Source organism: Pseudomonas sp. NPDC007930, assembly GCF_042958985.1.
In the GTDB taxonomy this organism is placed as follows: Bacteria; Pseudomonadota; Gammaproteobacteria; order Pseudomonadales; family Pseudomonadaceae; genus Aquipseudomonas.
In genome coordinates, this window is record NZ_JBIBKC010000009.1 from 1 (window position 1) to 21,817 (window position 21,817).

General features: G+C 67.4%; 16 protein-coding genes and 1 tRNA gene. 7 read left to right on the top strand and 10 right to left on the bottom strand.

The genetic code is table 11. The features are described from left to right. Nucleotides 1-216: 216 nt before the first annotated feature. On the bottom strand, nt 217-1,125 hold the full coding sequence (locus tag ACFZCE_RS18240; protein WP_390941526.1) for a LysR substrate-binding domain-containing protein: 909 nt from the start codon (nt 1,123-1,125) through the stop codon (nt 217-219). A gap of 299 nt (nt 1,126-1,424) precedes the next feature. On the opposite strand from ACFZCE_RS18240, the gene ACFZCE_RS18245 reads away from it, so the two are divergent. The 3 genes from ACFZCE_RS18245 (at nt 1,425) to ACFZCE_RS18255 (ending at nt 6,140) form a co-directional block, all read left to right on the top strand. Beyond that, nucleotides 1,425-2,861 carry a cytosine permease gene (locus ACFZCE_RS18245; protein ID WP_390941528.1) on the top strand — a complete coding sequence of 479 codons (1,437 nt, stop codon included), beginning with the start codon at nt 1,425-1,427 and terminating at the stop codon, nt 2,859-2,861. 94 nt (nt 2,862-2,955) lie between these two features. Continuing rightward, nucleotides 2,956-5,283, top strand: a complete 2,328-nt coding sequence (locus ACFZCE_RS18250) for an EAL domain-containing protein (RefSeq protein ID WP_390941530.1) — start codon at nt 2,956-2,958, stop codon at nt 5,281-5,283. Next, nucleotides 5,271-6,140 (top strand): phosphate/phosphite/phosphonate ABC transporter substrate-binding protein, encoded by an 870-nt coding sequence (locus ACFZCE_RS18255; RefSeq protein ID WP_390941532.1) that lies wholly within the window; start codon nt 5,271-5,273, stop codon nt 6,138-6,140. The genes ACFZCE_RS18250 and ACFZCE_RS18255 overlap by 13 nt, the downstream gene beginning before the upstream one ends. A 275-nt stretch (nt 6,141-6,415) precedes the next feature. Here the strand turns inward: ACFZCE_RS18255 and ACFZCE_RS18260 are convergent, their stop codons facing one another. From ACFZCE_RS18260 to mobA, 5 genes are all read right to left on the bottom strand, one after another. Then, the gene (locus tag ACFZCE_RS18260; RefSeq protein ID WP_390941534.1) at nt 6,416-9,157 is read right to left on the bottom strand and encodes a methyltransferase domain-containing protein; all 2,742 of its coding nucleotides are present in this window, start codon (nt 9,155-9,157) and stop codon (nt 6,416-6,418) included. Nucleotides 9,158-9,386: 229 nt separating this feature from the next. Then, on the bottom strand, nt 9,387-12,434 hold the full coding sequence (locus ACFZCE_RS18265) for a beta strand repeat-containing protein (protein ID WP_390941536.1): 3,048 nt from the start codon (nt 12,432-12,434) through the stop codon (nt 9,387-9,389). Nucleotides 12,435-12,819: 385 nt separating this feature from the next. Then, nucleotides 12,820-12,896: transfer RNA gene (locus ACFZCE_RS18270), tRNA-Pro, on the bottom strand. A gap of 84 nt (nt 12,897-12,980) precedes the next feature. Continuing rightward, nucleotides 12,981-13,202 (bottom strand): YgdI/YgdR family lipoprotein, encoded by a 222-nt coding sequence (locus ACFZCE_RS18275; RefSeq protein WP_390941538.1) that lies wholly within the window; start codon nt 13,200-13,202, stop codon nt 12,981-12,983. A 68-nt stretch (nt 13,203-13,270) separates the two neighbouring features. After that, a complete protein-coding gene (gene mobA, locus ACFZCE_RS18280; protein WP_390941540.1) occupies nt 13,271-13,852 on the bottom strand; it encodes a molybdenum cofactor guanylyltransferase MobA in 582 nt (193 codons plus the stop codon). Between the two features lie 76 nt (nt 13,853-13,928). Between mobA and moaB the strand changes: the two genes are divergently transcribed. Beyond that, complete coding sequence (gene moaB / locus ACFZCE_RS18285; RefSeq protein WP_390941542.1) at nt 13,929-14,468, top strand: molybdenum cofactor biosynthesis protein B; 540 nt, start codon at nt 13,929-13,931, stop codon at nt 14,466-14,468. Between the two features lie 13 nt (nt 14,469-14,481). Continuing rightward, nucleotides 14,482-15,669, top strand: coding sequence for a gephyrin-like molybdotransferase Glp (gene glp, locus ACFZCE_RS18290; RefSeq protein ID WP_390941851.1), 1,188 nt, complete (start codon nt 14,482-14,484; stop codon nt 15,667-15,669). A gap of 218 nt (nt 15,670-15,887) precedes the next feature. Here the strand turns inward: glp and ACFZCE_RS18295 are convergent, their stop codons facing one another. Then, nucleotides 15,888-17,336, bottom strand: coding sequence for a mannose-1-phosphate guanylyltransferase/mannose-6-phosphate isomerase (locus ACFZCE_RS18295; RefSeq protein WP_390941545.1), 1,449 nt, complete (start codon nt 17,334-17,336; stop codon nt 15,888-15,890). 309 nt (nt 17,337-17,645) lie between these two features. Between ACFZCE_RS18295 and yegS the strand changes: the two genes are divergently transcribed. Beyond that, nucleotides 17,646-18,545: a lipid kinase YegS gene (gene yegS, locus ACFZCE_RS18300; protein ID WP_390941547.1), complete on the top strand. Its 900-nt coding sequence runs from the start codon at nt 17,646-17,648 to the stop codon at nt 18,543-18,545. On the opposite strand, the gene ACFZCE_RS18305 is transcribed toward yegS, so the two are convergent. The 3 genes from ACFZCE_RS18305 to ACFZCE_RS18315 all read right to left on the bottom strand — a co-directional run bounded on the left by ACFZCE_RS18305 (nt 18,529) and on the right by ACFZCE_RS18315 (nt 20,634). Beyond that, complete coding sequence (locus ACFZCE_RS18305; protein ID WP_390941549.1) at nt 18,529-19,173, bottom strand: response regulator; 645 nt, start codon at nt 19,171-19,173, stop codon at nt 18,529-18,531. The two genes, yegS and ACFZCE_RS18305, sit on opposite strands and share 17 nt — an antisense overlap. After that, a complete protein-coding gene (locus tag ACFZCE_RS18310) occupies nt 19,170-20,018 on the bottom strand; it encodes a histidine kinase (RefSeq protein ID WP_390941551.1) in 849 nt (282 codons plus the stop codon). The genes ACFZCE_RS18305 and ACFZCE_RS18310 overlap by 4 nt, the downstream gene beginning before the upstream one ends. Before the next feature lie 148 nt (nt 20,019-20,166). Then, nucleotides 20,167-20,634 carry a hypothetical protein gene (locus tag ACFZCE_RS18315; RefSeq protein WP_390941553.1) on the bottom strand — a complete coding sequence of 156 codons (468 nt, stop codon included), beginning with the start codon at nt 20,632-20,634 and terminating at the stop codon, nt 20,167-20,169. Between the two features lie 208 nt (nt 20,635-20,842). On the opposite strand from ACFZCE_RS18315, the gene ACFZCE_RS18320 reads away from it, so the two are divergent. Beyond that, nucleotides 20,843-21,769 (top strand): chemotaxis protein CheW, encoded by a 927-nt coding sequence (locus tag ACFZCE_RS18320; protein WP_390941555.1) that lies wholly within the window; start codon nt 20,843-20,845, stop codon nt 21,767-21,769. Nucleotides 21,770-21,817: the final 48 nt, after the last annotated feature.

Consider the following 21,817-nt stretch of genomic DNA (forward strand, 5'->3'; position numbering starts at 1 on the left):
GGCACAGCCGGCCTCCCACGGGTTCTTTGTTGCCCCGTAAATCAAGTACTTACACAAATCTGGTGGGAGGCCGGCTGTGCCGGGCGAAGGGCCAGTCAGGCCATGCGCTAAGTAAAACCACTTGAAGAAATTAGGGCCTTACACCCTCAACTTAGCGCTGTGATTGCTTAAGTGAACAGCACTCCGGCTGTGCCGGGCGAAGGGCCCGGCAGCCGGTTAACCTGCCCCCGCCAGAAACTCCCGGCAAAAGTCCACGAACAACTGCGCCGGCTTGGTCAGTTGCCCGCGCTTGAGCCGCGCCGCCACCAGCCCTGAGGTGGCCACGGACTCGGCGATGTCGATCGCCACCACCTTCTTGCCGTCGTAGGTGCATTCCGAATGCGGCCGTGTGACCAGCAGCGAAAAACCAAAGCCCTGGCCGACCATGCCGCGCACCATCTCGATCGAGGGTGAGCTGAACACGATGTTCGGCGCCAGGCCAAGGTCGTGGAACAGGCTGACGAAATAGGTACGGCTGGGCTGCACGTCGAGCAGGATCATCGGCTCGGCGGCGAGGTCGCGCAGCGACACCTGGCGCTGGCTGGCGAAGCGGTGTTGCTCGGGCAGCAGCACGTAGGGCTTTTGCGGCGGCATCAGCGGCTCGGTGGCGATGGTGCCGTCGAGGTCGTGCTCGTACAGGAACGCCAGGTCGAAGGTGCCGGCGGTCAGGCCCTGCACCAATTCCTGCTGCTCGCCGTCGCGGATGCGGATCTTCACCCCCGGGTAGCGTTTGCAGAAACCGGCGATCAACTGCGGCAGGTACAGCGGCGCCACGGTTTCGAAGCAGCCGATGTCGATCTGCCCGGTGACCACGTCGTTGTCGGCCAGGGCGTTCTGTTCGAACTCATGGGCCATGCGCAGCAGGCCTTGGGCCTTCTGGTAGAAGCGCGCGCCGGCTGGGGTCAGCGACACGCCCTGGGCGTGGTGGCGGATGAACAACTGCACATTGAAGCTTTCTTCTAGGCCCTTGATCGCCGTGGAGATCGACGGCTGGGCGATGTACAGCTGGCGCGAGGCCTCGGCCACGCTGCCGGCCTCCACCGTGGTGACGAAATACTTGAGTTGGCGAAGGGTGTAAGCCGCCATGTTTACCTCCGGGCCGCTGCGCTGGCGGGTGAATAGGGCAGTGGCGGCACCCTACACCAGTTGCCCCTTGGGTTGGGCCGCGGCAAGCAAGCTTTTTTATGGCCCGGGAGCATATTTTTAATAATTTTCCTAATCCGCCGGGTACCGCACTATCCTCCCACGCCCACCGTGACCAGGCCGCACAGACCGCCGGCCGCTGGGCCCGCCACGGGTGCCTCGAAGCCCCCGGGCGCGCTGTACGTTTGTGTTCCAACTGCCTCTAGCAAAAACCACAACCTATAAAGTAGTGAGGGAGTTTCATGGCTCAGCACCCCCTGCCGCCTGCCCAGCCCCGCGAGGCGAATGCCCCGCTGATCGAAAAACACACCATCGGCTACGTGCCGCCCGATGAGCGCCACGGCAAGGTGCGCGACCTCTTCACCCTCTGGTTTGGCGGCAACATCGCGCCGCTGCCGATCGTCACCGGCGCCCTTGGCGTGCAGTTGTTCGGCCTGAACCTGGTGTGGGGGATCGTCGCGATCCTGGTCGGCCACCTGATCGGCGGCGTGCTGATGGCGCTGCACTCGGCCCAGGGCCCGCAGATGGGCATCCCGCAGATGATCCAGAGCCGCGCCCAATTCGGCTCGCTCGGCGCGCTGCTGGTGGTGGTGATCGCCGGGGTGATGTACATCGGCTTCTTCGCCTCGAACATCGTGCTGGCGGGTAAATCCCTGCATGGCGTGGCCGGCGGCGTACCGGTGCCGGTGGGCATCGTGATCGGCGCGGTGGGCTCGGGGGTGATCGGCATCATCGGGTACCGCTTCATTCACGTGCTCAACCGCATCGGCACCTGGGTGCTCGGCGCCGGCATCGTGCTGGGCTTTGGCTATATCTTCACCCACCTGCAAAGCGCGGACTTCTTCAGCCGTGGCGGTTTCAACCTGTCGGGCTGGTTGGCCACGGTGTCGCTGGCAGCGCTTTGGCAGATCGCCTTCGCGCCCTATGTGTCGGATTATTCCCGCTACCTGCCGGCCGATGTGAAGGTGGCCAGCACCTTCTGGGCCACCTACCTGGGCTCGGCGCTGGGCTCGAGCCTGGCCTTTGCCTTCGGCGCCGTGGCAGTGCTGGCCACCCCGGTGGGCATGGACACCATGGACGCGGTCAAGCAGGCCACCGGCGCCCTCGGGCCGTTGATGCTGGTGCTGTTCCTGCTCAGCGTGATCAGCCACAACGCGCTCAACCTGTATGGCGCGGTGTTGTCGCTGATCACCCTGGTGCAAACCTTCGCCTGGCGCTGGATCCCCACCGCGCGCAGCCGCGCGGTGCTCTCGGTGCTGGTGCTGGGGGCCTGCTGCGTGGTCGCCGTGGGTGCCTCGGCCGGGTTCATCGGGCACTTCGTCGACATGGTGCTGGTGCTGCTGGTGGTGCTGGTGCCGTGGACGGCGATCAACCTGATCGACTTCTATGCCATCCACAAGGGCCAATACGACATCGCCTCGATCTTCCGCGCCGACGGCGGCCAGTACGGCCGCTACAACCCGCAGGCGTTGCTGGCCTACGCGGTGGGCATCGCGGTGCAGATCCCGTTCATGAACACCCCGTTGTACGTGGGGCCTGTGTCGGCGCACATCGACGGCGCGGATTTGTCCTGGCTGGTGGGCCTGCTGGTCACCTCGCCGCTGTACTTCTGGCTGGCCAGCCGCGACAGCGCCTACCGCCGCCGCCAGGGCCTGTACCGGGCCAATGCCCAGGCTTGACGCCTGCCACGCCGCCGGGCAAGCCGGCGGCGTCATCAACCTGTCACACATAGATACTAATGTGCCAGCCTCCACACGGCTGGGATGATACGCAGTGATCCGCCGGTTCTTTTCCTCGCCCAGCTTCCTGCAGTTCATGTTGATGCTGCTGTGTGCCGCCACCTTGGTGTTTCTCTGGGGGCTGTACCTGCGCCAAGACACCGCCACGCGCCACGAAGCCCTGGCCGCCAAGGCCGCCGAGCACCTGAACCTGGCAACCATCGCCGCGGAAAACCTGCGCCAACTGGTCGACCGCGCGCAAGCGGTGGGCCGGGTCACCCAGGGTGACCTCGAAGACCGCGGCCAGGGCCACCTGGGCCTGGTCCGGCTGCTCGCCGAAGACCCTGTATTCAAGCGCATGAGCCTGTACCGCCCCGACGGCCAACTGCTCGCCGCCAGCCACAGCGACGAACCCCAGCAGTTGCCCGCCGCCTGGCTCAGCGAATTGCGCGCCCACCTGGCCCACTACGGCGCCTACCCGCTGCTGCCCAGCCGGCTGCCGGCCGATGCCGGCAACACCCTGCCCAATTGGCGGCTGCCGTTCATGCTGCCGCTGGTCCACCCCGCCAGCGGCCAGGTGGGCAGCATTCTGCTGGTGCAACTGGACATCGGTTACCTGGCGGGGTTGTTCGAACACATCGACCTGGGCCGCAGCGGCCTGCTGCGGCTGCTCGACCAACACGGCGAAGAGCGCCTGCGGCTGAACAACAGCGGCGTGGTGGTGGCCGGCCCGGCCCTGGCACCCGGCTTGGAGGAGGGCGCCGAGGACGCCGGGCAACTGGCGCAAAGCGCCGCCGGCGAGGCCTACCAGAGTTTGTTCCGCCATGTGGCGGCGCGCGGCTTCAGCGTGCTGGTGAGCCAGCGCAGCGAAGAAATCCTCGCCCCGGCGCGGCTGGGCGCGCAGCGCCAGCTGTGGCTGAACCTGTGCATGACCTTGCTGATCATCGCCAGCCTGGTCTGGACCCTGCGCGTGCTGCGCAAGCGCCAAGAGGCCTTCAGCGCCCTCGAGCAGGCGCAGTTGATCAACCAGCAGTTGATCGGCCGCCTCGAGGAAGAACACCGGCGCAGCAGCCACGCGGCCTCCACCGACCACCTCAGTGGCCTGCACAACCGCCGCCAGTTCGTTGAGGTGGCCGCCCAGGTGCTGGCCCGCCAGCGTGGCAAGCGGCGCCTGATGGCGATCCTGTTCATCGACATGGACCGCTTCAAGTCGATCAACGATTCCCTCGGCCACCGCATTGGCGACCTGCTGCTGCAGGCGGTGGCCGGGCGCATCCGGCGCATGCTCGAGCCGGGCGATGAGGCCGCGCGCTTTGGTGGCGATGAGTTCGTGGTGTTGCTGGCCGGGGCGCGCAGCGAGGAGCAGATCGACACCTGGGTGCGCCTGCTGGTGGAAAAACTCTCGGCGGTGTACTCGCTCGACGCCCACGAGCTGACCACCAGCCCCAGCGTGGGCGTGAGCATCTGCCCGCGCGACGGCCAGCAGATCGACGACCTGATCCGCAGTGCCGACGCCGCGATGTATTCGGCCAAGCGCGCCGGGCGCGGCCAGTACCGCTTTTTCGACCCCTCGCTGAACGTGGCCGACATCGAAGAGTTCACCCTCGAACAAGCCTTGGGCAGCGCCTTGGCCGAACGCCAGTTCGTGCTGCACTACCAGCCGAAGATCCGCCTCGACACCCTTCAGGTGCAGGGCTACGAGGCACTGGTGCGTTGGCAGCACCCGGAGTTCGGCCTGCTGTACCCCGACCGCTTCATCGGCCTGGCCGAGCGCAGCGGGTTCATCGTGGCGCTGGGTTGGGAGGTGCTGCGCCTGGCCTGCGAGGCCATGGCCGAATGGCAAGGCGAGGGGCGCACGGCGCCGCTGGCGGTCAACGTCTCGGCCATCCAACTGCGCCAGGGCGACTTCAGCAAGCGCCTGCTGGCGGAACTCGAGCGCTTTGGCCTGGCGCCGCAGCGGCTGGAGCTGGAAATCACCGAAACCTCGCTGCTCGACCAGGAAGGCCAGGCCATCGAACACTTGCAGCGGCTGCGCGACGCCGGCCTGTGCATCAGCCTGGACGACTTCGGCCAGGGCTACGCCGGCTTTGCCCATTTGCAGTCGTTGCCGCTGACCACCTTGAAGATCGACCGCAAGCTGATCGCGCCGTTGGCCAACAGCCCGGACGACAGCCCGATCGTGTCGTCGACCATCATCCTGGCCAAGCGCCTGGGCCTGGAAGTGGTCGCCGAAGGGGTGGAAACCCGCGAGCAGGTGGTGTGCCTGAAGCTGGCCGGCTGTGACATCGCCCAGGGCTACCACTTCAGCCGGCCGCTGGCGCCGGAACAACTGCGCCAATACGCCCCCTTTGCCAATGCCGTGGACCCTGCATGCTTACCGTAAAACTGTTTCTCGTGGGGCTGCTGGCGTGGCTGTGTGCGGGTGCTGCGGTGGCCGCGCCAGCGTGCGGCCAGCACAGCCTGCGCATCGCCGTGGTACCGCAAAAGAACATGGACACGCTAGTGCGCGAGCAACGGCCGCTGGTCGAGCGCTTGACCCAGGCGCTGGGGATGCCAGTCGAGATCGTGCCGGCATCGAGCTACGAAAGCGTGGTCGATGCCATCGTTTCCGGTGGGGTCGACATCGCCTGGCTGGGCCCGGCCGCCTACCTGCTGGCCTACCAACGCGACCCGCGCATCGAGCCGTTCGCGACCCTGACCATGAGCCATGGTTACTTCACGCCCCCCGGCCCCCACTATCAGGCGCTGTTGCTCACCCTCAAGGGCGGGGCGAGCCATATCGAAGCGCTGCGGGGGCTGGGGGTGGCCCTCACCGACCCGGCCAGCACCTCCGGCAGCGTGGTGCCGAACGCGGAATTCTCGGCGCGGGTCAGCCAGCCGCTGGGGCAGTTCTTCGGCTCGGTGGTGTACTCAGGCTCCCACGACAAGTCCCTCGATGCGTTGCTGGCGCACAAGGTCGATGCGGCCTTTGTGGCCAGCGAACGGGTGGATGCCTACCTCGACAGCGGCCGCATCGACCGCAACACCTTCAACGTATTGTGGCGCTCGCAACCGATTTTCTATGACCCTTACGTATTCAGCGGCCGGCTGTGCCCCGCGCTGAAGGCCAAGGTACGCAGCGCGATGCTCAGCGACCCGCAAGGGCTGGCGGGGTTTTTCGCCTCGCAGCAGGCGACGGCGATGGTGCCGGTGAGCCACGCGGACTATGCGCCGTTGTTGAAGATCATGGGCAGGCCCTGAGCCAGGGGCGGGTGTGTGTGCCTGGCTGTAGGGCCCTTCGCCCGGCACAGCCGTAATGCTGTTCACTAAGCGACCAGAGCGCTAAATCGAGGTTAAAAAGCCCTGATTTTTTCTAGGTGGTTTACTGCGCGCAGGGCCTGACCGGCCCATCGCCCGGCACAGCCGGCCTCCCACCAGATTTGTGTAAGTACTTGATTTACGAGACAACACAGAATCCGTGGGAGGCCGGCTGTGCCGGGCGAAGGGCCCTTGAAGGCCGGCGCCGGCCCCTTCCCTCAACGCCGCCGCGCGTACAGCTCCACATGGGCGCGGTGGCGGCTGGGGATGGCCAGGCCGACCACCTCGAAGCCGCACTCAGTGAGCAGCGCGATCAGCCGCTGGCGGCTGAAGTGGTGGTAGCTTTCCAGCTCTTGCCAGTAGGGGTTGGTGCCGGCGGCGTCGAGCACCTTCCAGCTCGAACTGCCCTGGTCGGGCACCTGCACCACCAGCAGCCCGCCCGGGCGTAGCACCCGCGCGGCCTTGCGCAGGGCTTCCTGGGGGTAGGCCTGGTGTTCGAGCATGGCCATCATCGAGATCACGTCGAACACGCTGTCGAAGGCCTGGGCCATGAAGTCTTGCTGCTCGGCGGCGAAGCCTAGCTCGCGCAGGCGCGCCACCGCGGCAGGGCGTGGGTCCAGGCCGCTGCCGGCGAAGCCGTGGTCGCTGGCGGCCATCAGCAGGGTGCCGTCGCCACAGCGGGCGTCGAGCCAGCTCGGTGCGTGGCCACGGCCGAGCACCGCGCCGTAGCCACCGAGCAGTTCCACCACCTTGGCCACGGTCGGCGCCCAGGCGCCGCGGTAGGCGTCGTGGTCGCCGGCGGCCACCTGCAGGCGGTCCGGGGCGGCCTGGCGGGCCACCTCGGCCAGGCCTGCCGGCGTCCAGTGGTGGTGGGTGTGTACATGCCCGCAGGCCGCGCACTTCATCCACGCCAGTTGCGGCGGCAATGCCGCGTGCCAGCGCTCATGCCCGGTGCAGTTGGCGAAGCCGAGCGCCTCGCTGTTGCCCTGGCACAGCGGGCAGGCCGGGTAGGTTTCCTGCAGCGGCGCGGTGAACGCCTCGGCCCGTTCGGCGGCCGCTGGCGCCACCGGGCCGCCATCGGGCACGTCGATGTGCACGCCCTTCACGCCGCGGCGGGCCTGCTCGACCATCATCTCGATGGCGGTTTCGAAGTTGCGGGTAAAGCGCAGGGTGTCGAACAGCGGCGTGGTCAAGCGGTTGGCCGCCACCTTGGCGCGCAGCGCGCCGCGGTGCTCGGCGTCCAGCCCAACGCGCTTGGCGATGCGCACCATGGCCTCGGCGTTGGCGCCCACCAGTTCAGGCAGCTCCATGGCGGTGAGCAGGCTTTCGCTGACCCGTGAGCAGAAGTGCTGGCCGCGCGCGGTGATCACCGGCACGCTCGCCCAAAGCGCGTCGGAGGTGGTGGTGTGGCCGTTGCACACTAGGGTGTCGAGCACCGCGTCGGCCAGTTGCAGGCGGGCCAGGTGGTCTTGCGGCGCGGCGAACGGGGCGAAGATCAAGCGCTGGGGTTCTACCCCGGCGGCGCGCGCCTGTTCGGTCAGGTGGGTGATCGCTTCGTCGCATTGGCCGAGCAGCCACAGCACGCTGTCGGGCACTTCCTTGAGCACCTGCATCCATACGCTGAAGCTGGTGCGGTCGATCTTGTACGACTGGTTGAACGCGCCGAACACCACCTTGCCCTCGGGCAGCCCGTGGGCGGCACGGTGCGCCGGCTGGGCGGCGGCGCTGCGCTTGCGGTCGTTGCACTGGTAGGTGTGCGGCAGCCGGCAGAACGCCTCGGGGTAGAACGGCGTGCTGCTGTCGGGGGTGACGAAGCGGTCCGAAACGATGTAGTCGATGTCGCGGTTGCCGGCGCTGCCGGGGTAGCCCAGGTAGGCCACCTGCAGCGGTGCCGGGCGGTAGGCGAGGATGCCCGGGCGGCCGCCGCCGGTGTACAGCTTGAGGTCGAAGAGGATGTCGAGGCCGTCGGCGGCGATGCGCTCGGCGGCCTGCTGGTCGCTCATCGAGTGGATCGGCACCACGTGTTCGCAGGCGCGGGTGAAGCGCTGGCGGTACTCGGAGAGGTCGAAGCTGCTGTAGTCGTAGGCGAACACCTCGAAGCGCTCGCGGTCGTGGGCCTCGAACAACCCGGCCATCAGGTGCATGGTGGCGTGGTTGCGGAAGTCGCACGACACATAGCCAACCCGCAGGCGCCGCCCGGCCAGCGCCGTGGGCAGCTGCGCCGGCAGCGGCTCGACCGCCGGCACCATGCGCTTCACGTAGGCTTCGGTTACGCCTAGGTTGCGCGCTTCGTCGGTGCACCAGGTGAGGTGGGTGAGCGGGTATTCCTGCGGCGCGGCGAACTCGCCCTGGTCGTACCAGGCGCCCATCTTCGCCTGCAGCGCCTCGACCCATTCCCACTCGCAGGTAAAGCGCGCCGGCACCAGCGCGGCGCCGTGCACGGCCGGGTCTTGCGGGGCCAGCGCGATGATCGCGCGGAACGCCTGGTTCGATTCTTCGTAGAGGTCGTTGCTCTGCAACAGCAGGGCGGCGTGGGTCAGCCGCCGCGGCTCCTGGCTGGCCGCCAGTTGCAGGCGCGCGTAGGGGATACCCTCGGCCTGGCGGTTGGCGTTGAAGTAGGTGGTCACCAGTGCGTCGAGCACTTCGTCGCTGTCGGGCGCCTGTTCGTGGGCCTTGAGCAGGAACTGCAGGGCTTCGTCGGTACGCCGCATGGCCGCCAGCAACACGCCGCCGGCCAACCAGTTGCGCACGCCGGCGCCGTGTTCGGCGGCCAGCTTGAAGGCGTCTACCGCCTCGACGAAGCGCCCGCTCAGGCGCAGCGCTTCGGCGCGCAGGCCGAGCAGCGCGGGGCTGGCCGGCTGCTGGCTGAGCAGCAGGTCGAGTTCGGGCAGGGCCTCGGCGGCATGCCCGCCGGTGATTTGTTCGAGTAGCGCGGAGAGGCGGTCTTGTGGCTGGCTCATGGGTTTACGCTTTCGAAATAAAGGGCGCATCAAGCGATGCGGGGCATTGAAATAAAGGGAAAAACCCCCTCTGGCGGTTTCATCCTAGTGGGGTGGTTGCCGGTTCGTCCAGAACCGCGGGCTGAAAAACGGGGTAGGCAGTGACCTGCCCACCCCGCGAGGTACAGCCTTCGCCGCGGCCGCGTTGGCCCTGGCCACGCGGGGCGTGACCGGGGCGCGCGCGGTGCGCTTAGAAGTTCAGGTACGGCACCTGGTCGGTGGTCAGCGCGCCGATCTGGTCGCTGGTCAGGGCATTCACCTGGGCGGCCGTCAGGGCGTTGATCTGGCTGGTGGTCATCGCCGGGATCTGAGCGGTGGTCAGCGAGCTCACCTGGGCCGTGGTCAGGGCGGCCACGTCCTTGGTGGTGATCGCTGCGATCTGATCGGTGCTCATTGCCGCCAGCGTCGAGGTGGCGATACCCGAGACCTGCGCGGCCGACAACAGGCCGACCTGGGCGGTCGACAGGTTGGTGGCCAGGGCGCTGATCTGGCTGTACTTCATCGCCGCGATCTGGCTGGTGGTCAGGTTGGTGACCTGGGCCGACGCCAGGCCAGCGGCCTGGGTGGTGCTCAGGGCAGCGATGTCTACCGCTTCGATCGACTGCACCTGATCGGTGCTCAGGTTGTTCAACACGGTGGTCGACAGGCTGGCGACCTGAGCGGTCGACAGGGCTGCGATTTCGCGGGTCGACAGGGCGCCCAGCTGTTCGGTGCTGAAGCCCGAGAGCATGGTGGAGGTCAGGCCAGCCGCTTGCGCGGTGGTCAGGGCGCCGATCTGGGTGCTGCTGAAGCCCGAGCCCAGCGCGCTGATCTGCTGGTACTTCATCGCGGCGACCTGGCCGGTGCTGAAGCTGCCCACCTGGTCGGTGCTCAGGGCGGTGACCTGGGCGGTCGACAGGAACGCGATGTCAGCGGTGGAGACCGCCGCCACTTGTTCGGTGCTCAGGTTGGCGACCAACAGGCCAGACACCTGGGTGCTGGTCAGGGCGCCGATCTGCGCGGTGCTGAACAGCGCGGTCAGGCTGCCCACCTGGGTGGTGGTCAGTGCTGCTACCTGGGCGGTGGTCAACGCGGTGACGCTGTCGGTGCCCAGGCCGCTGAGCTGGGTGGTGCTCAGCGAGGCAACGTCGCGGGTCGACAGCGCGGCCAGCAGGTCGGTGCTCAGCGCGCCGAGGGTGGTGCTGCTGATGCCCGACACCTGCACGGTGCTCAGGGTCGCAACCTGGGCGGAGGTGAGGTTGCTCACCAGCGAGCCGACCTGGGTGCTGGTCAGCGCCGCCACTTGCGCGGTCATCAGCGCGGCGATCTTGTCGGTGCTGAGTGAGGTCAGTTGCTCAGTGGTCAGCGCTGCTACGTCTTTGGTGGAGATGGCTTGCAGCTGGGTGGTGGTCAGGGTGCCCAGTTGCGCGGTGCTCAGGCTGGCGACCTGCGCAGTGCTCAGCACGGCGATGTCTTTGGTCGAGATCGCTTGCAGCTGGTCGTTGCTCAGCGAGCCGAGCACGGTGGTCGACAGGCTGCCGGCCTGCACGGTGCTCAACGCGCCGATCTGGTCGGTCGACATGTTGGCGGCCAGCACGCCCACTTGCTTGGTGGTCAGCGCCGCAACCTGCACGCTGGTCAGCGAAGCGACGTCAGCGGTGGCGATGGCGCCCAACTGGGCGGTGGTCAGCACGGCGATGTCTTTGGTCGAGATGGCCGTGAGCTGCGCGGTGCTCAGCGCGGCGACCGCATCGGTGCTCATGCCCGCGGCTTGGATCGCCGACAGCGCGCCGATCTGCGTGGTGCTCAGCTTGGCGGCCAGGGTGCTCACCTGGGTGGTGGTCAGCGCGGCGGCCTGGGCGGTGGTCAGGGCATTGACCTGGTCGGTGCTCAGCGCGCCCACCTGGGTGGTGCTCAGCGCGGCCACGTCTTTGGTCGACAGGGCTTGCAGCTGGTCGGTGCTCAGCGCGCCCAGTTGGCCGGTCGACAGGCCCGAGACCTGCAGGGTGGTCAGCACGGCGATGTCGCGGGTGGAGATCGCTTGCAACTGCGCGGTGCTCAGCGCGGCCAGGGTGGTGGTCGACAGGCTACCGGCCTGGAGGGTGCTCAGCGCGCCGATCTGGTCGGTCGACATGCTGGTGGCCAGCACGCCCACTTGCTTGGTGGTCAACGCACCGATCTGGGCGGTGGTCAGCGAGGCCACGTCGGCGGTGGCGATGGCGCCCAACTGGGTGGTGGTCAGGGCGGCGATGTCTTTGGTAGAGATCGCGGCCAACTGGTCGGTGGTCAACGAGGCGATGGCGGTGGTGCTCATGCCCGCCGCTTGCACGGTGGTCAGGGCGCCGATCTGGTCGTTGGTCAGTTTGCTGACCAGGGCGCTGACCTGCGAGGTGCTCAGCGCGGCGGCCTGGGTGGTGGTGAAGGCGTTGACCTGGTCAGTGCTCAGGCCGGCGACCTGGGTGCTGGTCAGGGCCGGGATGCCCTTGGTCGAAATCGCCTGCAACTGCGCGGTGGTCAGGTTACCCAGCGAGGCGGACGACAGGCTGGCCACTTGGGCGGTCGACAACACGGCGATGTCGGCGGTGCTGATCGCTTGCAGTTGGTCGGTGCTCAGCGCGCCCAGCACGCTGGTGGTCAGGCCGGATACCTGGGCGGTGCCCAGAATGCCGATCTGGTCAGTGCTCAGCTTGACCGCGACGGCGCCCACCTGGGCGGTGGTCAGGGCGTTGACCTGGGCAGTGACCAGCGCGGCGGTGGCGTCGCTGCTCAGCGCGCCGATCTGCACGGTGGTCAGCGCGGCGATGGCCTTGGTGTTCAGCGCCGACACGGTGTCGGTACCCAGGGTGCTCAGTTGGGTGGTGGTCAGGCCCTTGACTTGGGCCGCCGAGAGCAGGCTGACCTGGGCGGTGGACATGCTCGAAACGATCGAACCGACCTGCTTGGTGGTCAGCGCGCCGATCTGCGCGCTGGAGAACGCAGCCACCTGGGTGGTGCTCAGTGCCGCCACCTGGGCAGCGGCCAGTACGGCCACGTCCTTGGTGTCCAGGGCGCTCAGTTGCGAAGCGTTGAACGCAGCGATGGCCGCGGTGCTCAGCGATACCACGTCGGTGGTGGTCAGCGCGCCAATCTGGGTAGTGCTCAGTACGCCTACCTGCTCGGTGCTCAGGGCGGCGACGTCGCTGGTTTTCAGCGAAGCGATCTGCTTGGTCGACAAAACGGCAATTTGCGCCGTGGACATCGATGTGATGATGGAGGCCATAAGGTAGCGTTCCCAGGAAAAGTTTAAGTGTTCGGCATCCTTTACTCATTCCCGACCGCAGCAAATGAGTCCACGACCACAATGCCTCGGTCGGAGAGGCTATCGGCATGGCAAATCGCTACTTTAGGCCTTTAGAAACATTTAGTTACTGGCCCCAAAAGGGCATTTCAGAGCCTTTCGCCGTTTGGCTAAAAAGCCTGTAAATACAAAGCGAAACGGCTGTTTGAAGGGGGGCTTCGCCAAGCCATTGGCGCAGGCGTCAGGCGCTGGATCCAGGGATTTTTTTGGTTTATGTATCAAGGATGACAAGGCCGTGGCACGGCGCGGGGAGGGGCGAAAACGCGGAAACGAAAAAGCCCGCCATGACGGCGGGCTTTTGGGGAGGTGGTCGGAGAGACAGGATTCGAACCTGCGGCCTTCTCGTCCCGAACGAGACGCGCTACCTGGCTGCGCTACACTCCGATGACAGAAAGCATAGCCGGGCTTTTGGGGGGATGCAAGCCCTTGATAGCAGGGGCTTAATTCCCCGGGTGCCCGGCCGCGGGCTTAGAGTTCCTTGACTGTGCGCACCTGGTCTTTATTCACCCGGGTGACCTTGCCATCGAGCTGCTTGAACTCGTAAAAGCCGGTGTCGTCATCGAACTTGGGGGTGTCGGTGGTCTGGATTTCACGGCCGTCGTTGAGGGTGATCACGTTCGGCGTGGAGCAACCCGCCAGCGTGGCCAAGCCTGCGGCGAGCAGGAAAGCGGGAACGATCCGTTTGTACATGGGGCAGTCTCCGGTGGAATAATTCTTGGTTTACCAACGGTTTGGACGCCCGTGCCAGCGGCAAGTTCCTAGCGGGCCGAGCGCAGCAGGGCCGGGGTGTTGAGGTTGGCCAGGCGGGGGTCTTCGGCCGGGCAGTCGAAGGCGCTGGCGCCGGCCGCCAGCAACACCTTGCGCGGGCTGCGCTCGCCGGCCCGCCAGGCCTGTTCGAAGGCGCCGAGCAGGCGCGTGGGGATCACGCACAGCAGCGGCTCCCACTGGCCACCCTGGCGCACCATCGCCACCCCATCGGCGGCGAACGCGGTGGCCAACAAGCCATTGAGCAGGGCTGGGTCCAGCCCCGGTACATCGCACGGCAGCACCAGCAGCCAGGAGTGGCGGGCCGCGGCCAGGCCGGCCAGCAGCCCGGCCATCGGCCCGGGGAAGCCGGCCTCGGCGTCCGCCACCAAGCGGTCGGCGTAGCCGCGGTAGGCCTCCGCGTTGCGGTTGCAGGAGATGATCAGGTCGTCGGTCAGCGGCCGCACCTGGCGCTGCACGTGGGCGATCAGCGGCAGGCCCTGCCAGGGCAGCAGGCCTTTGTCTTGCCCGCCCATGCGCTGGCCTTGGCCACCGGCGAGCAGCAGGGCGGAAACGGGCGCGGCGGGTGTGGGCATCGGGCGGCCTGGCGGGCAGTGGAAAGTGGCCTGTGGTATAACATCCGGCCTTCGCGCAAACAACCGGACCTGCCCCATGAAAGCCAAGGCCGACACGCCTTTCGTGCCGCTGAACATCGCCGTGCTGACCGTCAGCGACACCCGTACCTTCGACAACGACACCTCTGGCCAGCTGTTCGTCGACCGCCTCAAGGCCGCCGGCCACGGCCTCGCCGCGCGGGTACTGCTGAAGGACGACCTCTACCGCATCCGCGCCCAGGTGGCGCAGTGGATCGCCGAAGACCAAGTGCAAGTGGTGTTGATCACCGGCGGCACCGGCTTCACCGGCCGCGACAGCACTCCCGAGGCAGTAAGCTGCCTGCTCGACAAACGCATCGACGGTTTTGGCGAGCTGTTCCGGCAGATTTCCGTGGCCGACATCGGCAGCTCCACGGTGCAGTCGCGGGCCCTGGCGGGCCTGGCCAACGGCACCCTGGTGTGCTGCCTGCCGGGCTCGACCAACGCCTGCCGCACCGCCTGGGACGGCATCCTCGCCGAGCAACTGGACGCACGCTTTCGCCCTTGCAACTTCGTGCCGCACCTGAAACAGGCCGCGCCGTGTGAAAGCCGTGGCTGAGCCGCGCGGCCTGATGCCGCTGGAGCAGGCCCTCGAGCACCTGCTCGAGGCGGCGGCGCGTGCGCCGATCAGTGCCTGCGAAGTGGTTGCGCTGGAACACGCCGATGGCCGCGTACTGGCCGCCGACCTGCTGGCCGGCTGCGACCTGCCGCCTTGGCCGAACAGCGCCATGGACGGCTACGCCCTGCGCCTGGAGGGCTGGAACGGCGAGCCGCTGGCGGTGAGCCAGCGGATCTTCGCCGGCACCGCGCCCGCGCCACTGCGGGCCGGCACCTGCGCGCGGATTTTCACCGGCGCGCCGATGCCCGAAGGCGCCGACTGCGTGGAGATGCAAGAAAACACCGAGGTGTTGGAAGACGGCCAGGTGCGCTTTACCGCGCCGCTCAAGCCTGGGCAGAACGTGCGCCCGCAAGGCCAGGAAACCCGCGCCGGAGACACCGTGCTGGTGGCCGGTACGCGGCTGGGGCCGGTCGAGCTGGGGTTGGCGGCAAGCCTGGGGCATGCCGAGCTGAGCGTGCGGCGCAAGCCGCGGGTGGCGGTGCTGAGCACCGGTGATGAACTCGCCGAGCCGGGCCAGCCGCTGGCGCCGGGGCAGATCTACAACAGCAACCGGCGGGTGTTGATCAGTTGGTTGCAACGGTTGGGCTGCGAGGTGCTCGACGCTGGCATCCTCCCCGACGATTTGGCGCTGACCCGCGCGCGCCTGCAAGGCTGCCAGGCGGCGGACTTGATCCTCAGCACCGGCGGGGTGTCGGTGGGCGAGGCCGACTACCTCGGCCAGGCGCTGCGCGAAGGCGGCGAACTGGGCCTGTGGAAGCTGGCGATCAAACCGGGCAAACCGCTCACCTTCGGCCACTACGCCGGGGTGCCGGTGCTGGGCCTGCCGGGTAACCCGGCCTCGACCCTGGTCACCTTCGCGTTGCTGGCGCGGCCGTACCTGCTGCGCCGCCTGGGCTGCGCCGAGGTGCAGCCGCTGCGCTTCAAGGTGCGCGCCGGCTTTGCCTGGCCGGTGGCCGGCAACCGCCGGGAATTCCTGCGCGCCCGCCTCGAGGGCGAGCGCGCGGTGATCTACCCGAACCAGAGTTCGGGGGTGCTGCGCAGCGCCGCCTGGGCCCAAGGCCTGGTCGAGGTGCCCGAGGGCACCACGCTGGCAGAGGGTGATGGCGTGTACTTCATTCCGTTGAGTGAGGTGTTGGGCTAGAGGGCCCTTCGCCCGGCACAGCCGGCCTCCCACGGGCTCTGTGTTACCTTGTAAATCAAGCACTAACACAAATCTGGTGGGAGGCCGGCTGTGCCGGGCGATGGGCCCTGAAGCTCATGCACGAATTCAGCAGAGCTCACAGATTGATCTCTTCCGTAAAGCCGTGAAATGGCTTAAGTGAACAGCATTACGGCTGTGCCGGGCGAGGGCCTGCCGGCTCAGGACACCGCCGGCACCCGCCCATACACATCGGTGAAGCGCACGATGTCGTCTTCGCCGAGGTACTCGCCGCTCTGCACCTCGATCATCACCAGGTCGATCACCCCCGGGTTGACCAAGCGGTGCACGCGCCCGGGCTTGATGAAGGTCGACTCGTTGGTGTCGAGCAGGAATTCCTCATCGCCATTGGTCACCTTGGCCATCCCCGAGACCACGATCCAGTGTTCGCTGCGGTGATGGTGCATCTGCAGCGACAGTGACTGATCCGGTTTGACCACGATGCGCTTGATCTTGAAGCGCTGGCCTTCCTCGAGCACGGTGTAGGTGCCCCACGGGCGGGTCACGGTACGGTGCAAGCGGTAGGCTTCATGGCCGGTGCGCTTGAGCTCCTTGGCGATCAGCCGCACTTCCTGGCTGCGGTGGGTGTCGGCGATCAGCAGGGCATCGGGGGTGTCGACGATGATCAGGTCTTTTACCCCCACGCAGCCCACCAGCCGGCGCGGTGAGTCGATGTAGCAGTTCGAGGTGTCGTGCAGCACCGCCTCGCCCAGGCACTGGTTGCCGTGCTCGTCGGCCTCGGCCAGTTCGCGGATCGCTTCCCACGAGCCAATGTCGCTCCAGCCCAGCTCGCAGGGGATCACCGCCACCTTGGCCGAGTGTTCCATCACCGCGTAGTCGATGGAAATATCCGGCGCCTGGGCGAACAGCTCGGCGTTCAGTTCCAGTTGGTATTCGCCGTTGCCGCGTTTGCTGTGGCTGTTCTCCAGGCACAGGCGGGCGGTTTCCAGCACTTGCGGGGCATGCGCGGCCAGCTCGTCGAGGATGGCATCGGCGCGCAGGCAGAACATCCCGGCGTTCCACAGGTGCTGGCCGCCGGCCAGGTAGTCCTCGGCGGTGGCCAGGTCGGGTTTCTCGACGAAGCGCGCCACTTCAAAGGCGCCGTGGCTCAGCGCGGTGCCTTTCTCGATATAGCCAAAGCCGGTTTCGGCTCGGCTGGGCAGCAGGCCGAAGGTCACCAGGGCGCCTTCGCTGGCCAGCGCGCGGGCGCTTTCCACCGCCCAGGCGAGGGCGTCGAGGTCGCGGATCAGATGGTCGGCCGGCAGCACCAGCAACTGGGCGTCGCCGCCGTACTCGCGGGCCACGTGCAGGGCGGCCATGGCGATCGCCGGCGCGGTGTTGCGGCCGCTCGGCTCAAGGATGAAATCCAGCGCCAGTTGCTGGTGGTTGTACTGGCGGTAGTCGTCGACGGTGCGGAAGAACACGTCGCGGTTGGTCACCGTGAGGATGCGCTCTACCCCGGGCAGGCCAGCGGCGCGCTCGAAGGTTTTTTGCAGCAGGCTTTCGCCGTCGGGCAGGCGCATGAACGGCTTGGGCATGCCCTCGCGGGAAACCGGCCACAAACGGGTACCGGCACCGCCGGCGATAATGCAGGGGATCAGAGCGCTCATGGGAGCAAACCTCTCAGGTAGGCGCGGGCGCGCACGAAAGTAATAGCCAGGCGTGGCCCGCGCAAGGCGCAGCCAAACGGGGCTGGATACGAATAAGGGGGCAGGGCGAGAACAGCGAGCAAGCTACCGCCCGGCGCTGGGGGAACCCGAGGCTGGAACGGTGAAGAAGTGATGTGAAAGCGATATTAGTCAGTAAATTGACCTTTTGGAAGCCCCGCGGACGAAAGGTCGGTTTTTTGTCATTTTGATGACTGTGGCGCTTTTTGCCCGCGCTGTGGTCTATGCCTCATCGCTAATGGGGGCTACATCATGATCGAACGTAAGGCATGGCTGATTCTGCACGGTAAACAGGCCCTCAACGAGGAGGTGCGCCAGGCGGTACAGGCCCAGCGCGAGCAGGGCTGGGAGCTGCTGGTGCGGGTCACCTGGGAGGCCGGCGATGCCCAGCGGCTGGTGGCCGAAGGGCTGGCCGCCGGCTACCGCACGATCATCGCCGGGGGTGGCGACGGCACCCTCAGGGACGTGGCCGAGGCCCTGGCGCAAGCGCCCGAAGACGCCTCGCTGGTGCTGTTGCCGCTGGGCACCGCCAATGACTTCGCCCGCGCCGCCGGGGTGCCGCTGGAGCCAGCCGCGGCGCTGGCGCTGCTCAACGCCCCGGCGCGGGACATCGACCTCGGCGAGGCCGGCGAGCATTTGTTCCTGAACATGGCCACCGGCGGCTTTGGCAGCCAGGTCACGGCCAACACCTCCGAAGACCTGAAAAAAGTGCTCGGCGGCGCGGCCTACCTGTTCACCGGGCTCAGCCGCTTCAGCGAGCTCAAGGCCGCCCATGGGCGCCTGGCCGGGCCGGGGTTCGAGTGGGAGGGCGAGTTGCTCGCGCTGGGCATCGGCAACGGCCGCCAGGCCGGCGGCGGCCACGTGCTGTGCCCTGAGGCGTTGGCCGACGACGGCCTGCTCGATGTGTGCATCCTGCCGGCGCCGGGCGAGGTGATCGGCGCGCTCAAGGCGCTGCTGGCCGGCGGCCTGGTGCTGGACAACCTGTTCGTGCGGGCGCGGCTACCGTGGGTCGAGGTGCACGCCGGCGAAGGGCTGGACATCAACCTCGACGGCGAGCCGGTGAAGAGCGCCAACCTGCGCTTTGCCGCCCGCGCCAAGGCGCTGAAGGTGCACCTGCCGCAGAACTGCGCGCTGCTCAGTCATCCAGGTTGATGATGCCTTCGCGCACCGCGTACAGCGCCAGCCCGGCAACGTCGAACACCTGCAGGCGCTTCATCAGCTGGGCGCGGTGGGTTTCGACGGTCTTGATGCTCAGCCCCAGGCCCTGGGCGATCTCGCGGGTGGCCTTGCCGCGGGCGATCAGCCGCAGGATTTCCAGCTGCCGCGCGGTCAGCGCCTGGGCCGCGGGGCGGGCCTGGGGCTGCAACGCGCGCTGGATCACCGCGCCGGCCACCGCCGGGCTGAGGTAACGGATGCCGGTGCGCAGCGATTGCAGCGCGTGTTCCAGCTCGGCGGCGCTGCTGTCTTTGAGCAGGTAGCCGTCGGCGCCGGCTTCCAGCGCTTGCATGACCAGGCGCGGTTCGCTGTGCATGGTCACGATCAGCACCCGCGGCGCCGGCGCCTGGCGCTTGAGCGCGCGCAGCGCCTCCAGGCCGCCGAGGGATTTCATCGAGAGGTCGAGCAGGACCATGTCCGGGCGGTGGCGGCGGCTGAGGTCGAGCAGTTGGCTGCCGTCGTCGCCTTCAGCCACCACGCTGTAGCCGGGGATGTCGGCCAACAGCGCGCGCAGCCCGGCGCGGATCAGCACGTGGTCATCGACCAACAGCAGCCGGCAGCTCATGGCGCCTCTCGCCCGGCGCGGGCGGCGCGCGGCTTGGGCCAGGGCAGCAGCACGCTGAGGCGGCAGCCCTGGCCGGGCGCGCTGGCCACCCGCAAGTGGCCGCCCAGGGCCTGGGCGCGCTCCCGGATGCCGGCCAGGCCACGGCCCTGGGCCAGCGCCGCGGCGCCGTCAAAGCCGCGGCCGTCGTCGCTGAGGGCCAACGCCAGGCCCTGCGCCTGGCGCTCGAGCTGCACGCTCAGGTGCCGCGCCTGGGCATGGCGCAAGGTATTGCTGGCAGCCTCCTGAACGATGCGAAATACCGCCACCGCCATGGCCTCATCGAGCCCGTTCAGGCCCTGCCGGCATTGCAGGCTCCACTGCAGCGAGGTGCCGGCCAGTGCCCGCAGCAAGTGGCTGCGCAGGCTCGCTTCAAGGCCCAGGCTGGCCAGTTGGCGAGGGTTGAGCAGGCTGCTGATGTCGCGCATTTTTTCCAGCGCTTCGGCCAACGCTGCGTTTATTTCCTGGGCGGGGGCCTGCAGCTCGGTGCCCAGGCGCTTGCCGAGCCATTCCAGGCGCAGGCGGCAAAAGCCCAGCAACTGGCCGAGTTCGTCGTGCAGGTCGCGGCCCAGGCGCTGGCGCTCATGCTCGCGCACCGCCAGCAACTGCGCGGCCAGGGCCTGCGGCGCTGCCGGGCGCAGGGCGTGCCAGGCCAGCGCGGCGGCGCAAAGCAGGTTCAGCGCCAGCAGCGCCGGGCCATTGCCCACGGCGAAATACCAAGCCGCCAGGTTGGCCAATGCGCAGGTGCCGGCCAGCCCCGGCAAAAGCCGGCGGGGCCACGCGCCAGGTTGAAGGTCAGAGTGCTGCATGGTGTGCGATACAGGCCGCCCTAGGAGGGAGGAGGGGCGGCGCATGGTACCACTTTGTACACATAAAACGGATTTCAGCCGCCACTGGTCGGCGTTTTATTGCAAAGTGTGACGCTTTTCGGTAATGGCGCAATGCCACCCTGCGGCATCACACCGCACGCCGTTCGAACGCCCAGCCGGGCAGGGGCAGGTTCAACTGCCGGCCAGCCAGGGTGTCGCGCAGTTCGGTAAGCAGTTGCTGTTGTTCTTGCTGGTCGAGGTTCAGTTCGCCGGTGGTAGGGTCTGCCAGCTCCACTTGCCAGGCCATCAGGTCGAGGCACTGGCGCAGCACACCGCGGCTGTTGCCGTCCTGGTGCCAGGGGCTGGGCGACGCCGCCAGGGCCAGGGCCACCGCCGCGGCGAACTGCGCCACCCCGGCCAGGCCGCTGGCCTGGGCGGTGGCGTGCAGGCGTACCAGGGCATAGCGCAGGGCGCTGGCGGCTTCGTCGTCGCCGTTGAGCAGGGCCAGGTGGTCGAGGCAATCGTGCAACTGGGTGAGCCAGCCCAGCACGGGCAGCCCGAGGCCGCCAGCAGCGGCCGGCGCGGTGAAGCAGGCGTTGGCGGGGGTGGCGTGCACGGGCTGACTCCATTCAAGCATCTGAGAATAGCGTCACAATAATGGCAATCGGGCACCAAACCTATCCGGCATTCCCTGAGGGTTCCTCAGGGTTTCCCTGATACTGGGGTGTGGGGCGAGGGCCCTGTAGCCAGACCTAAAGTTCCAGCCCACCTGGCCGATAGCCCACTCCAGTACCTTTACCTTTCAGCGCCCGAGGCATTCATCCATGGCAGGCATTCTCGATTCGGTCGATCAGCGCACGCAACTGGTCGGTGAAAACCGCCTGGAAATCCTGATGTTCCGCCTCTCTGGCCGGCAACTGTTCGCGATCAACGTGTTCAAGGTGCAAGAGGTGCTGCAACTGCCCAAGCTGACCCTGATGCCGCAGCGCCATGCCTTCGTGTGTGGGGTGGTCAACCTGCGCGGGCAAACCCTGCCGGTGATCGACCTGTCCCAGGCGATCGGCATGCGCCCGCTGCAGCCGGGGCCGAACAGCACCATCATCGTCACCGAGTACAACCGCTCGGTGCAGGCGTTCCTGGTGGGCGGGGTAGACCGCATCATCAACCTCAACTGGGAGGCGATCATGCCGCCCCCCTCCAGCGCCGGGCGCCAGCATTACCTCACCGCCATCACCAAGGTCGACGACAACCTGGTGGAGGTGATCGACGTGGAGAAGGTGCTGGCCGAGATCGTGCCGTACAACGCCAAGGTCTCCCGCGAGAAGCTTGAAGACAACGTGCTGCAGCGCGCCCGTGGCCGCGAAGTGCTGCTGGTCGACGACTCCACCGTGGCCCTGGCGCAACTGCGCGACACGCTGTCGCAATTGGGCATGAAGATGCACGTGGCCAGCGACGGCCTGAAGGGCCTGCGCATGCTCAAGGCCTGGGCCGATGCCGGTGAAGACCTCAACAAGAAGCTGCTGATGGTGTTCACCGACGCCGAAATGCCGGAAATGGACGGCTACCGGCTGACCACCGAAATCCGCCAGGACCCGCGCCTGGCCAAGCTCTACGTGGTGCTGCACACCTCGTTGTCGGGCAGTTTCAACGAGTCGATGGTGCGCAAGGTGGGGTGCGACGATTTCCTCTCCAAGTTCCAGCCCGACCGCCTGGTGGAAGTGGTGCGCAAACGCCTGGAGATGGAGGGCTAGAGCAGCAAGTGGCAAGCAGCAAGCAGCAAGCTGTGAACGCTCCCAGCT